Origin of the sequence: Pseudonocardia sp. ICBG1293 (genome assembly GCF_020131355.1) — a bacterium.
GTDB lineage: Bacteria > Actinomycetota > Actinomycetes > Mycobacteriales > Pseudonocardiaceae > Pseudonocardia.
In genome coordinates this window covers 241,550-252,822 of sequence record NZ_JAHLEL010000009.1, presented here as the reverse complement: position 1 = coordinate 252,822, position 11,273 = coordinate 241,550, and the positions used below count along the sequence as shown (strand labels likewise).

Annotated in this window: 13 protein-coding genes; 7 read left to right on the top strand and 6 right to left on the bottom strand. The window is 76.6% G+C overall.

The window, feature by feature from the left end:
- The first annotated feature begins 9 nt into the window (after nucleotides 1–9).
- Nucleotides 10–1,419: a glucuronate isomerase gene (uxaC, locus tag KPF47_RS07725; protein WP_224387825.1), complete on the top strand. Its 1,410-nt coding sequence runs from the start codon at nucleotides 10–12 to the stop codon at nucleotides 1,417–1,419.
- Between the two features lie 25 nt (nucleotides 1,420–1,444).
- Here the strand turns inward: uxaC and ispF are convergent, their stop codons facing one another.
- Genes ispF through KPF47_RS07710 form a run of 3 tightly spaced genes read right to left on the bottom strand, consistent with a single transcriptional unit; the run spans nucleotide 1,445 to nucleotide 3,109 of the window.
- Nucleotides 1,445–1,912 carry a 2-C-methyl-D-erythritol 2,4-cyclodiphosphate synthase gene (ispF, locus tag KPF47_RS07720; protein ID WP_224387824.1) on the bottom strand — a complete coding sequence of 156 codons (468 nt, stop codon included), beginning with the start codon at nucleotides 1,910–1,912 and terminating at the stop codon, nucleotides 1,445–1,447.
- The gene (ispD, locus tag KPF47_RS07715) at nucleotides 1,909–2,613 is read right to left on the bottom strand and encodes a 2-C-methyl-D-erythritol 4-phosphate cytidylyltransferase (RefSeq protein WP_224387823.1); all 705 of its coding nucleotides are present in this window, start codon (nucleotides 2,611–2,613) and stop codon (nucleotides 1,909–1,911) included. Before ispD ends, ispF begins: the two co-directional genes overlap by 4 nt.
- A gap of 4 nt (nucleotides 2,614–2,617) precedes the next feature.
- Nucleotides 2,618–3,109 (bottom strand): CarD family transcriptional regulator, encoded by a 492-nt coding sequence (locus KPF47_RS07710; RefSeq protein WP_020625956.1) that lies wholly within the window; start codon nucleotides 3,107–3,109, stop codon nucleotides 2,618–2,620.
- A 344-nt stretch (nucleotides 3,110–3,453) separates the two neighbouring features.
- Between KPF47_RS07710 and KPF47_RS07705 the strand changes: the two genes are divergently transcribed.
- Nucleotides 3,454–4,191 (top strand): copper chaperone PCu(A)C, encoded by a 738-nt coding sequence (locus KPF47_RS07705; RefSeq protein WP_224387822.1) that lies wholly within the window; start codon nucleotides 3,454–3,456, stop codon nucleotides 4,189–4,191.
- On the top strand, nucleotides 4,188–5,567 hold the full coding sequence (gene radA, locus KPF47_RS07700; protein ID WP_224387859.1) for a DNA repair protein RadA: 1,380 nt from the start codon (nucleotides 4,188–4,190) through the stop codon (nucleotides 5,565–5,567). Before KPF47_RS07705 ends, radA begins: the two co-directional genes overlap by 4 nt.
- A gap of 3 nt (nucleotides 5,568–5,570) precedes the next feature.
- Here radA and KPF47_RS07695 read toward each other — a convergent pair whose 3' ends face one another.
- Nucleotides 5,571–6,377 carry a hypothetical protein gene (locus tag KPF47_RS07695; RefSeq protein WP_224387821.1) on the bottom strand — a complete coding sequence of 269 codons (807 nt, stop codon included), beginning with the start codon at nucleotides 6,375–6,377 and terminating at the stop codon, nucleotides 5,571–5,573.
- A 422-nt stretch (nucleotides 6,378–6,799) separates the two neighbouring features.
- On the opposite strand from KPF47_RS07695, the gene KPF47_RS07690 reads away from it, so the two are divergent.
- Nucleotides 6,800–7,663 (top strand): A/G-specific adenine glycosylase, encoded by an 864-nt coding sequence (locus tag KPF47_RS07690; protein ID WP_224387820.1) that lies wholly within the window; start codon nucleotides 6,800–6,802, stop codon nucleotides 7,661–7,663.
- A gap of 12 nt (nucleotides 7,664–7,675) precedes the next feature.
- On the top strand, nucleotides 7,676–8,176 hold the full coding sequence (locus KPF47_RS07685; protein WP_224387819.1) for a 2'-5' RNA ligase family protein: 501 nt from the start codon (nucleotides 7,676–7,678) through the stop codon (nucleotides 8,174–8,176).
- On the opposite strand, the gene KPF47_RS07680 is transcribed toward KPF47_RS07685, so the two are convergent.
- Nucleotides 8,163–8,723, bottom strand: coding sequence for a TetR/AcrR family transcriptional regulator (locus KPF47_RS07680; protein ID WP_224387818.1), 561 nt, complete (start codon nucleotides 8,721–8,723; stop codon nucleotides 8,163–8,165). The two genes, KPF47_RS07685 and KPF47_RS07680, sit on opposite strands and share 14 nt — an antisense overlap.
- Before the next feature lie 109 nt (nucleotides 8,724–8,832).
- Between KPF47_RS07680 and KPF47_RS07675 the strand changes: the two genes are divergently transcribed.
- Both KPF47_RS07675 and KPF47_RS07670 read left to right on the top strand, forming a co-directional pair.
- On the top strand, nucleotides 8,833–9,771 hold the full coding sequence (locus KPF47_RS07675; protein ID WP_224387817.1) for an alpha/beta hydrolase: 939 nt from the start codon (nucleotides 8,833–8,835) through the stop codon (nucleotides 9,769–9,771).
- Nucleotides 9,772–9,821: 50 nt separating this feature from the next.
- Complete coding sequence (locus KPF47_RS07670) at nucleotides 9,822–10,412, top strand: hypothetical protein (protein ID WP_224387816.1); 591 nt, start codon at nucleotides 9,822–9,824, stop codon at nucleotides 10,410–10,412.
- 15 nt (nucleotides 10,413–10,427) lie between these two features.
- On the opposite strand, the gene KPF47_RS07665 is transcribed toward KPF47_RS07670, so the two are convergent.
- A complete protein-coding gene (locus tag KPF47_RS07665) occupies nucleotides 10,428–11,258 on the bottom strand; it encodes an alpha/beta fold hydrolase (RefSeq protein WP_224387815.1) in 831 nt (276 codons plus the stop codon).
- Nucleotides 11,259–11,273: the final 15 nt, after the last annotated feature.

Genomic DNA, 11,273 nt, shown 5'->3' with positions numbered 1-11,273 from the left:
CTGACCGGCATGCCAGCACTGCGGCTGCACCCGGACCGTCTCTTCCCGTCCGACCCGGCCACCCGCCGGATCGCCAGGGACCTGCATCGCACCGTGCAGGACCTGCCCGTCATCTCGCCGCACGGCCACGTCGACCCGCGGTGGCTCGCCGACGACGTCCCCTTCACCGACCCCACGTCACTGCTGATCAGCCCGGACCACTACGTGACCCGGCTGTTGCACTCCTCCGGCGTACCGCTCGACGAGCTCGGGGTCGGTGCCGAGCCGTTGGACGAGGACACCGCGCGCCGCGCGTGGCGCACGTTCTGCCGGCGGTGGCCGCTCTTCCGCGGGACGCCCGTGCAGTACTGGTTCGAGGTGGAGCTGCACGAGATCTTCGGGGTCCGGGAGCGGCCCGACGCGGACAACGCCGACGCCCTGTTCGACCGGATCTCGGCCGCGCTCGCCACGCCGGCGTTCCGGCCGCGCGCACTGTTCCAGGACTTCGGTATCGAGGTGCTGGCCACCACCGACGACCCGGCGGACGACCTGGCGGCCCACCGCGCGCTGCGCGACGACCCGTCGTGGGACGGCCGGGTCGTCCCCACCTTCCGCCCGGACCGCTATCTCGAGCCCGCGGCGGCAGGCTGGGCCGACGCGGTGGCCGCGCTCGGACGGGCCGCGGACACCGACACCGGCTCCTACCCCGGCTACCTCGAGGCGCTGCGCCGACGCAGGCAGTACTTCCTCGACCACGGCGCGACCTCGGCCGACCACAGCCACGCCGACGTACGCTCCGAACCGCTGAGCGAGTCGGCGGCCGCCGCCGTCTACGACCGCGCGCTGCGCGGGGAGGCGACGCCGGAGGAGGCGACCGCCTTCCGCAGGCACATGATCTTCCACATGGCTGCCATGTCGGTCGACGACGGCCTGGTCATGACGCTGCACCCCGGCATCCTGCGGAACCACCACGGCCCGACCTTCGAGCGTTTCGGGCCCGACCGCGGGCACGACATCCCGACCGGCATCGAGCTGACCGAGGCACTCCGGCCGCTGCTGCAGCACTTCGGCACCAGCCCGGGCTTCCACCTCGTGGTCTTCACGACCGACGAGACGGTCTTCTCCCGGCAGCTGGCCCCGCTGGCGGGCTTCTACCCGTCGCTCTACATCGGAGCGCCGTGGTGGTTCCTCGACGCCCCGGACTCGATCGCCCGCTGGCGGTCGGCGGTCACCGAGACCGCGGGGTTCAGCCGCACGTCCGGGTTCATCGACGACACCCGTGCGTTCTGCTCGATCCCGGCCCGCCACGACATGTCTCGCCGCCTGGACGCGGCGCACCTGGCCGAGCTCGTCGTGCGGCACCGCCTCGCCGAGGACGAGGCGGCGGACACCCTCTGCACACTCGTGTCGGACCAGCCACGGGCCGTGTTCAAGCTCTGACCCGGCCACCGGGGCCGGGCCGCTCCTACGCGGCGGGCAGCAGCAGCGCCGTCGCGACGGCGGCACGGCCCTCACCGCGGCCGGTGAGGCCCAGCCCGTCGGTGGTGGTGCCGGAGACCGACACCGGGCCGCCGACCACCTCCGACAGCACCCGTTCGGCCTCGGCCCGACGCTGTCCGATCTTCGGGTCGTTCCCGATCACCTGGACGGCCGCGTTGGCGACGGTCCAGCCGTCGCGGGCCAGCAGGCGGCGGACCTCCGACAGCAGGGCCGCCCCGCTCGCCCCGGTCCACTCCGGACGGCCGGTGCCGAACACCGCACCGAGGTCGCCCAGCCCCGCAGCCGACAGCAGGGCGTCGCACAGGGCGTGCGCGGCGACGTCGCCGTCGGAGTGACCGGCGCAGCCGTCGGTGCCGCTCCACAGCAACCCGGCGACCCAGCAGTCCCGGCCCGGCTCGACCGGGTGCACGTCGGTTCCGATCCCGACCCTCACGTGTGTTCCTCCACCTCGGCCCCGGCGAGCAGCAGTTCGGCGATGCGCAGGTCCCACGCGGTGGTGACCTTGAAGGCCAGCGGGTCCCCGGCGACGGTCGCGACCGGGTCCCCCAGCGCCTCGACCAGCCCGGCGTCGTCGGTGCGGGGGTCGGGCGTCCCGGCGTGGGCACGGCGCAGGTCCTCGACGCGGAACCCCTGCGGCGTCTGGACAGCACGCAGCGCGGAGCGGTCCACCGTGGACACGACGGTGCCGTCGGCGTCGACCCGCTTGACGGTGTCGGTCACCGGGAGCACCGGGATGACCGCGGGCGCACCCGCCCGCACGGCGTCGACCACCCGGCGGACGACCGCGGGCGGGGTGAGCGGGCGTGCGGCGTCGTGCACCAGCACGACCTCGGCGTCCGGTCCGGTCACGGCGAGACCCGCCGCGACCGAGGCGGTGCGGTCGGCACCACCGGCAACGACGGTCGCCGGTCGTCCGGGCAGCATCGCGGCGGCGTCGTCCACCTGGTCCGCGGGGACGACGACCACCACGTGCCCGACGACGTCGGACGCGAGGAGGCCGTCGACCGCGCGTACCAGCATGGGCACCCCGGCCAGGCCGACGAACGCCTTGGGCACACCTGCACCCAGCCGCACCCCGGAACCGGCCGCGGGAAGCACCGCGACGACACCCGCCCCGTGGGACGGTCCGTGCACGCCGTCAGGCGTTCGCGGTGGCGAGCACCTCGTCGAGCAGGACCTCGGCCCGCTCCTCGTCGGTGCCCTCGGCCAGCGCGAGCTCACTGACCAGTATCTGCCTCGCCTTGGCCAGCATCCGCTTCTCACCGGCGGACAGGCCCCGGTCCTTCTCCCGCCGCCAGAGGTCGCGGACGACCTCGGCGACCTTGTTCACGTCACCGGACGTGAGCTTCTCCCAGTTCGCCTTGTACCGCCGAGACCAGTTCGTGGGCTCCTCGGTGTGCGGCGCGCGCAACACCTCGAAGACCCGATCCAGCCCCTCCTGGCCCACGACGTCACGAACACCGACCACCTCGACGTTGTCGGCGGGGATGCGCACCGTCAGATCACCCTGCTGGACCTTCAGGACGAGGTACTGCACTTCCTCGCCCTTGATCGTCCGGGTCTCGATCGCCTCGATGAGCGCGGCACCGTGGTGCGGGTAGACGACGGTCTCTCCGACCTTGAAAACCATGTGTCCTCTGGCCCCTTTCGCTGGGTCCAGATTAACACGCCGCCCGGGCGGGACGGTGACCGGCTTTCACCGTCGTCGCAGGTCAGGGGGTTGACAATGGCGGAGGAACGTGTTCCCCGCGGGCGTGGCGCACAACCGGAGCGCCGGGGCCACGTGCCCGTCGCCGCCACGTCACCTCCCCGACCACCGGGTCTGCCGCCCCACCGCGGGGCGGGGACGCGGTCGTCACACCCGGGAGCCCGACCGCGCGTCGCGCCGGAGCCCGCGACTAGGCTGCCCCCGGACAGACCCAGCATGTGCGCCGGGGGCACTTCGGGGCACCGGCAAGGAAGGACACGACGACCGTGAGCCGCACCCGCCGTTCCGCCCGGACCCTGGCCGGGGTCGCCGGCGCCGTCGCCCTGACCGGACTGCTGATCAGCGGCTGCGGGGCAGGGCAGATCTCGCAGACCGCCCTCCAGGTCGCCGCCGTGAACGGCGCCAACGCCACGGTCGGCTCGGTCGACCTGCGCGACGTGCAGATCGCCTACCCGACCGCGCCCGCCGGCCCGGACGCGCTGTACCGCCAGGGCGGCGCCGCACCGATCGTGGCCACCCTGGTCAACACCGGCACCGTCGCCGACCGGCTCCTGTCGGTCACCTCCCCGGCCGCGGCGTCGGTGCAGGTCGAGGGCGACGCGACCATGCCGCAGGACATCGCGCTGGTCTCGCAGGGCAACCTGCAGCTGTCCCCGACCAACGCCAAGCGCGTGCAGCTCGTCGCCGAGGGCCTGACCCGTCCGGTCCCGGCCGGCGCACAGGTCCCGATGACCTTCGTGTTCGAGCGGGCCGGCTCGGTGACCCTCACCGTCCCGACCGGTGTCCCGCACACCGAGGGCGCACCGGGGCACGCCCCCGAGCGGGCCTCGACCGGCTCGGAGGAGTCGGGCGCCAACGGCGCCGAGACCGGGTTCAACTCCGAGACCGGGGGCCAGGCCGAGGTCCCGCCGGTCGACCGGCCGAACCCGGTGCCGGCCGGTGAGGGCGCCGAGGTCGCGCCCGGCAACGAGGGCAGCGGCGCCGGCGGCGCCGCCGGCAACTGACGCCCCGGTCGCGCGCCGCGCGCTCGGGCGGCTACCGCTGCACCGAGTGCGACCACCGCACGGCGCAGTGGGTGGGCCGGTGTCCGGGCTGCCAGGCCTGGGGATCGCTCGAACAGGTCGAGCCGGTGCGCACGGGCGGGGGCGGGCGGACCGTCGTCGCCGGGGCACCCAGCACCCCGGCCCGGCGGATCGCCGAGGTGGAGCTGGACTCCGCCCGGGCCCGGCCGACCGGCGTCGACGAGCTGGACCGGGTGCTCGGGGGCGGTCTCGTCCCGGGCGCGGTGGTGCTGCTGGCCGGTGAGCCGGGCGTCGGCAAGTCGACGCTGCTCCTCGAGGTCGCGGCGCAGGCGGCGTCCCGGTCCCGGGTCCTCTACGTCTCGGGCGAGGAGTCCGCCGGCCAGGTCCGGCTGCGCGCCGAGCGCACCGGCGGCGTCCACGACGAGCTCTACCTCGCCGCCGAGTCCGACCTCGAGTCGGTGCTCGGCCACGTCGACGCGCTGCGCCCGTCGCTCCTGGTCGTCGACTCCATCCAGACCATGTCCACCGCCTCGGTCGACGGCAGTCCCGGCGGGGTCACCCAGACCCGCGCCGTCACCGTGGGACTGACCGCGCTGGCCAAGGAGCGCGGTCTCGCCGTGCTGCTCGTCGGCCACGTCACCAAGGACGGCGGCATCGCCGGGCCCCGGGTCCTGGAGCACCTCGTCGACGTGGTGCTGCACTTCGAGGGCGACAAGCACTCCGCACTGCGGATGGTGCGCGGGGTGAAGAACCGGTTCGGCCCGGCCGACGAGGTCGGCTGCTTCGAGCTGCGCGACTCCGGCATCGTCGGCCTCGCCGACCCCTCCGGACTGTTCCTCGGCCGGTTCGGCCAGGGCGCCGAGTCGGTGCAGCCGGGCACCGCGGTCACCGTCGTGATGGACGGCAGGCGGCCGCTGCTGGCCGAGGTGCAGGCGTTGGTGGCGGGGGCGAACATCCCGAGCCCGCGCCGGGCGGTGACCGGGCTGGACTCGTCCCGGGTACCGATGCTGCTCGCCGTCGTCGAGCGGCGGGGCGGGCTCAAGCTGCACGACGCCGAGGTCTACACCGCCACCGTCGGCGGGATGCGGATCACCGAGCCGGCGGCCGACCTCGCGATCGCGCTCGCGGTGGTCTCGGCGAAGCGCGACGCGGCGCTGCCCGCGGACCTCGTCGGGCTGGGCGAGCTCGGGCTGGCCGGCGAGCTGCGCCGGGTGCACGGCGTGGACCGGCGCCTCGCCGAGGCCGCACGGCTGGGCTTCACCCGGGCGATCGTCCCGACCGGGGCGGAGGTCGGGCGGACCGGGATGCAGATCACCGAGGCGTCGTCGCTGCGCGAGATCATGGCCCGCATCCGCTGAGCCTCAGCTCATGAGCAGCGGGGCCGGCTCGCTCACGACCCGGTCGAGCCGGGCCAGGACCCGGTAGCCGCCCGGACCCACCCGGTTCCGTTCACCCGCGCAGCCGGGTTCGGAGGCGAGGCCGGTCCAGGTCACGGCGAAGGCCACCGGCTGCCCGGGCACCAGGGTGCGCAGGTCGTCCGACGACGGGTTCGCGCAGTCGTTGGACGACCACAGCCTGCTCGCCCCGTCACCGCTCCACACCGCGATCTCCTGCTCGGCGCCGTCGAGGTCGCGCACGCAGGGCTGGCCGGAGACGTTGGTGACGACCAGCCGCAGCTCGGGCCGTGCGTCGGAGGGGTAGGTCGGCTGCCCGGTCTCGGCCCGCACCTCGATCATCGCGTCGGTGCACGGCACCGGGCCGGTCGGCGGCGACGGCGCGGCCTGCGGCACCTGCACCGAGGGGCGCGGGGTGTCGTCGGGGCGGACCGTCTCGTCCGCCGGGCCCGCGTTCGGGGTCGCGGGCCCGGCGGACGACCCCGCCGCGGGAGCCGGGGGAGCTCCGGGGGCGGCGGGGGCGGGGAGCGGCGCGGACGTGTCCGGCGCCCCCGGCCCCGGGGCTGGGGATGCCGGGGACGGGGACGCCGGGGCGCCCGGTGTGGTCGGCGGCGGCGCCTGCGAGGTCTGCGCCGCGGTGCCCGCGGGCTCGTCGGAGCCCCGCGGGACGAGCATCCAGGTGGTCAGCCACAGCAGCGCGACCAGCGCGACGCCGACCGCGCACGCGCGCCGACGCCAGTAGACCGACGCCGGCAGGGGACCCACCGGGTGCATGTCACCGACGGTAGATCGCCGGTTACACGAAGTCGCCGTCGCCGCGCCGGGACGGGACAGGTCCGGCGAGGTCCACCCGGCGGGGCGACCCGGGCCTCCCGAGCGGGTGAGCACGCCTGCGCACCGCTCCTGCGAACGGCTCGCGGCCCGACCCGGACGGGGTCGGCGACCCGGATCGCCCGACCCCCGGGCGGGTGGCACACCGACCCCGGGTGACCGCCGCCGCCCGCCGACGTGGTCCCGCCCGGTCCCCGGCTGCCGGGAACCGCCCCGGTCGTGACGCGCGCCCCGACGGCGATCGCGGTAGTGGCCCCCGTCCGCGCGCCGGTCCGGGAGGGCCGCCGTGCGGCGGCACGGTGCCCGCTCCGTGACCCCGGCGGGCCCGTCGTCGCGGACCGGGCCGGGCACGCGACACTGGACCCGTGGTGGCCGATCTGATCTCCCCGTGGTTCCGGGCGCACGCCCGCGACCTGCCGTGGCGGCGCCCCGAGACCACCCCGTGGGGCGTGCTGGTCAGCGAGTTCATGCTCCAGCAGACCCCGGTCGCCCGGGTGGAGCCGCTCTGGCGGGACTGGATGGCGCGCTGGCCCACCCCGTCGTCGCTGGCCGCCGCGCCGCGCGCGGACGTGCTGCGGGCCTGGGGCAGGCTCGGCTACCCGCGCCGGGCGATCCGGCTGCACGACGCGGCCGCGGCGATCGCCACGCAGCACGGCGACACCGTCCCGTCCGACGTCGAGGCCCTGGAGGCGCTGCCCGGCGTCGGGTCCTACACCGCGCGGGCCGTGGCCGCGTTCGGGTTCGGGCTGCGGGCGGCGGTCGTCGACACGAACGTCCGGCGGGTGGTCGCCCGCGCGGTGCACGGGCAGGGCGACGCCGGCCCCGCCCGCACCCGGGCCGACCTGGCCGACGTCGACGCGCTGCTGCCCGCCGACGACGCCGGGGCCGCCGTCGTCTCGGCCGGGCTGATGGAGCTGGGCGCGGTGGTGTGCACCGCCCGCGCGCCGCGCTGCGCGGACTGCCCGGTCGCGACCCGCTGCGCCTGGGTGGCCGCGGGCCGTCCCGCCTACGACGGCCCGCGCAAGCCGGTACAGGGTTTCGCCGGCACCGACCGGCAGGTCCGCGGCAAGCTGATGGACGTGCTGCGCACCGCGCACGGGCCGGTCGAGCGGGCCGCACTCGACGCCGTCTGGTCCGAGGCCGGTCAGCGCGACCGGTGCCTGCACTCGCTGCTGGTCGACGGCCTCGCCGAGCAGACCGACGACGGCCGCTTCGCCCTCCCCCGCTGAGCGGGGGGACCGATGCCCGGGACCGTCCGCTTCCGCCTCGACGACGACGGCGCCGCCTCGCTGACCGCACTGCGTGACCGGCTCGCCGCCGCCGGGGTGCCGGTCGCGACCGGGACGCCGCACGTGACCGTCGCCGCGGCCGGAACGGTCCCGCCACCCGCCGTGCGGGAGCTGACCGCGGACCTGCGCCTGGTCGCGCTGCCGGTGCTGTGGCTGGCCGGGCTCGGAACGGTCGGTCCGCACGCACCGGACGTGCTGGCGCTGACCGCCGTCACCGACCCCGAGGTGCTGGCCGTGCACACCGCGGTGCACGACGCACTGGCCGGGCGGGTGCGCGGCGTGCACGCACCACATCTGCCGGGGTCCTGGCTGCCGCACGTGGTACTCGCCACCGGGCGGCCCGACCGGGCCTTCGCGCTGCTGCACCCGGTCGAGCCGGTACGGGCGCGGATCACGGCCGTCGAGCTGCACGACTCGCGCACCGGGGAGACCGTGGCCCTCAGCGCGGGCTGAGCCCCGCCATCGCCTGCTCGACCAGCGCGTCCAGCACCGGGGTGAGGGGTCCGCGCCGGGTGGCGGGGAGCGCGCACCAGCGTTGGACGGCGCCGAGGTAGGCGTCGAACAGCAGGTCCGCGGCGATGTCGGGATCGGTGCCCGCGGCGATCCCGCCACCGTCGCGCCCCCGGTCGATCCACCCGGCCAGCTGGTGGGCCGCGGTGGTGCGGTGCCGGACCGGCCCGAGCGCGGCGAGCCAGCCGAGCATCATCTGCTCGGTCCCGCCCGGGTCGGCGTCGGCCAGCTCCCCCAATGCCCGGAACCAGGCCCGGATCCGGTCGGGGACGTGGTCTCCCGGCCCCGGCTCACCGACCGCCGCGTTCGCCGCGGCCTGCCGGCGCGACGCCCACTCGACCGCCAGCCGGCCCTTGTTCGGGAAGTGGTTGAAGGCCGTGCGACGGGACAGCCCGGCCCGCTGCGCGACGTCCTCCATCGTCGTCGCGGCGAAGCCGTGCTCGGCGAACAACGCGGTCGCGGCGTCGTAGAGCAGCTCTCGGCTGCGCACCCCCCGAGGATCGGGAGCCCGGGTCGTCACGGCGTACCCCCCTCGACATTTTCTGCACTCAGGTGCACTCTAGCACTCTTGCGCCTGAGTGCAGAAAAGGGAGGTCGTCATGTCCGAGGTCTTCGCCGACGAGGCACTCGCCGGGGTCGCCGCCGGGTCGTCCGCGTTCGGTTCCCCCGATGTCGCGTCGATCCGGGCCGCGATCGCGGCCCGCGCCGCCGGCCGGCCCCCCGGGCCGCGGATGCGCGAGGTCCGCGACCTCGCACTGCCGACGTGCCCGGGCCGGCTGTACCGCCCGGGGCCGGGCCCGGCACCGCTGGTCGTGTACCTGCACGGCGGCGGCTGGACGGTCGGAGACGTCGTGTCCTTCGACCGGCCGGTGCGCCGGCTCGCCGCGACGTCCGGTGCCGACGTGCTCGCGCTCGACTACCGGCTCGCGCCCGAGGCACCGTGGCCCGCGTCGGTGGACGACACCGTCGCGACCCTGCGGGCCGTCGCCGCGGGGGCGCTCGGTGCGCGGCCGCCGGCGGTCGTCGTCTGCGGGGACAGCGCGGGCGGCACCCTGGCGGCGCTGGCCTGTCTGCGGCTGCGCGACGAGGCCCCGGACGCATCGCCCGACCTGCAGGTGCTGGTGTATCCCAACGCCGACCTGTCCGACACCACCTCGGTGTCGATGCGGGAGAAGGCGGGCGGCTTCGGGTTCGACGCCGCGGCCGCCACCTTCTTCGCCCGGCTCTGGGTCGGCGGTGACGAGTCCCTGCTGCGGGATCCACGGGTCAGTCCGCTGCACGTACCGGACCTGTCCGGGCTGCCGCCCGCGGTCGTCGTCACCGCCGAGCACGACCCGATCCGGGACCCGGCCGAGGCCTACGCCGCCCGGCTCGCCGCGGCGGGTGTCCCGACGACGCTGCGCGGCGAGCCCGGGATGATCCACAACTTCCTGCAGCTCGACGAGGTGTCGCCCGCCGCCGCCGCGGCCGACGACCGGGTCGCCGCCGACGTGGCGCCGGCGCCCCGGGCCGCGCGGACCCGGGCGGGGGTGCGGTGACCGCCGGCCCGGCGCAACCGTGCGGCCTGCCGGCCGGCAGGTCCGGCCCGGTGTCCACGGTGGACACCGGGGCAGGCGCGGCCCGCGGGGTGCCCGGCCCGGCGCGGCCGCCCCACCGGGTCCTCGTCGCGCAGTTCGTCGGCTCGCTCACCGACGGCGCCGTGCTCGCCACCGCGGTCCTGTACGCGACCACCCGGATCGGGGTGGGAGCCGCGACCGTCGGCGTCGTGCTCGCGACGGCCGCCGCGGCCGCACTGGTGCTGTCGGTGCCGATCGGGATGCTCGCCGACCGGGTGGGACTCGGCCGGGCCGCGACCGGCCTGGGCGCGGTCGCGGCGGCGGGGCTGCTGCTCCACGCGGGTGCGGGCGGCACGGCCGGCTACGCCGCGGGCGCGGTCTGCTTCGCGGTCGGCCAGGCCGGGCTGTCCGCGGTCCGCCAGGCCGTCGCGGTGTCCGCGGTGGCACCGGCGGCGCGGCGACCTGGCAGGCCGCACTGGCCCGCGTGCCCGACGGCGCGCACGGCGAGTACCAGGCGGTGTTCGGCACGTCGTCGTCGCTGGCCCGGATCCTCGGGCCGGCGATCGCACTCCCCGCCGTCCTGGCCGGCGGGACCGTCGGCTGGCTCGGGGTGGGTGTGGTGACGGCGGCGGCGTCGCTCATCCTGGCGACGCTGCTGCGCCCCCTCCGGTCGCCCGCAGCAGCGCGGTGACCTCGGCCGTCCAGGTCTCGGGAGCGGTGTCGTGGACGAGGTGCCCGGTCCCGGGGACGCGCACGTGCCGCGCGCCGGGGACCCGGCCGGCGAGCTGCGCGAGCTGCCCCGGCGGCGCGACCGACGTCCCGGCCTCCAGTACGTGCAGCGGCACCCGGACCGCGCAGGCGCGGTCCAGCAACGGGGTGCGCACCCAGTGCCGGGCGACGGCCAGGGCGTCGTCGACGGCGCAGGCCAGCCACCAGCCGTCGTCACGGCGGACGGCGCAGCGGCCCATGTGCCGTCCGACCTCGGGATCCGGCCCGGCCAGCGCCCGCTCCAGTGCGGCCCGGGTCGGGTGCGGCCCGGCGACGGCGGCGAACCAGGCCCGCGCGTCGTCGAGCCGGTGCGGCGGGCTCGCGGTGAGGTCGAGCGGCGGGTCCTCGGCGACGACGGCACCGACCAGGTCCGGCCGGGCGGCCGCGGCGAGCAGCGCGGAGATCCCGCCCATCGAGTGCCCGACCAGCGCGGCGGGGGCGTCGAGGGTCTCCAGCAGCGCGACGACGTCGGCGGCGAGCCGCTCCGGCGACCACGCGACCGGGTCGCCGGGGTCGGACGGCCGCCCGGACCGGCCGTGCCCACGCGCGTCGGGCGCGAGCACCCGGCCGTACGGCCTCAGCGCCGCCGCCCGCGGTCGCCAGCTCTCCGCGCAGCTCATCAGCCCGTGCAGCAGCACCACCGGCGCTCCGGTCCCCCCGAACGCGGTGACCGCGAGCTCGACACCGTCGGAGGAGCGCACCCCCCGACCCTAGGC

What these genes read in the sequence shown, in the direction of transcription:
- uxaC (WP_224387825.1), top strand. Translation starts at nt 10, where the DNA reads ATGCCAGCACTGCGGCTGCACCCGGACCGTCTCTTCCCGTCCGACCCG.
- KPF47_RS07710 (WP_020625956.1), bottom strand. Translation starts at nt 3,109, where the DNA reads ATGGTTTTCAAGGTCGGAGAGACCGTCGTCTACCCGCACCACGGTGCC.
- KPF47_RS07695 (WP_224387821.1), bottom strand. Translation starts at nt 6,377, where the DNA reads ATGCACCCGGTGGGTCCCCTGCCGGCGTCGGTCTACTGGCGTCGGCGC.
- KPF47_RS07685 (WP_224387819.1), top strand. Translation starts at nt 7,676, where the DNA reads ATGCCCGGGACCGTCCGCTTCCGCCTCGACGACGACGGCGCCGCCTCG.
- KPF47_RS07675 (WP_224387817.1), top strand. Translation starts at nt 8,833, where the DNA reads ATGTCCGAGGTCTTCGCCGACGAGGCACTCGCCGGGGTCGCCGCCGGG.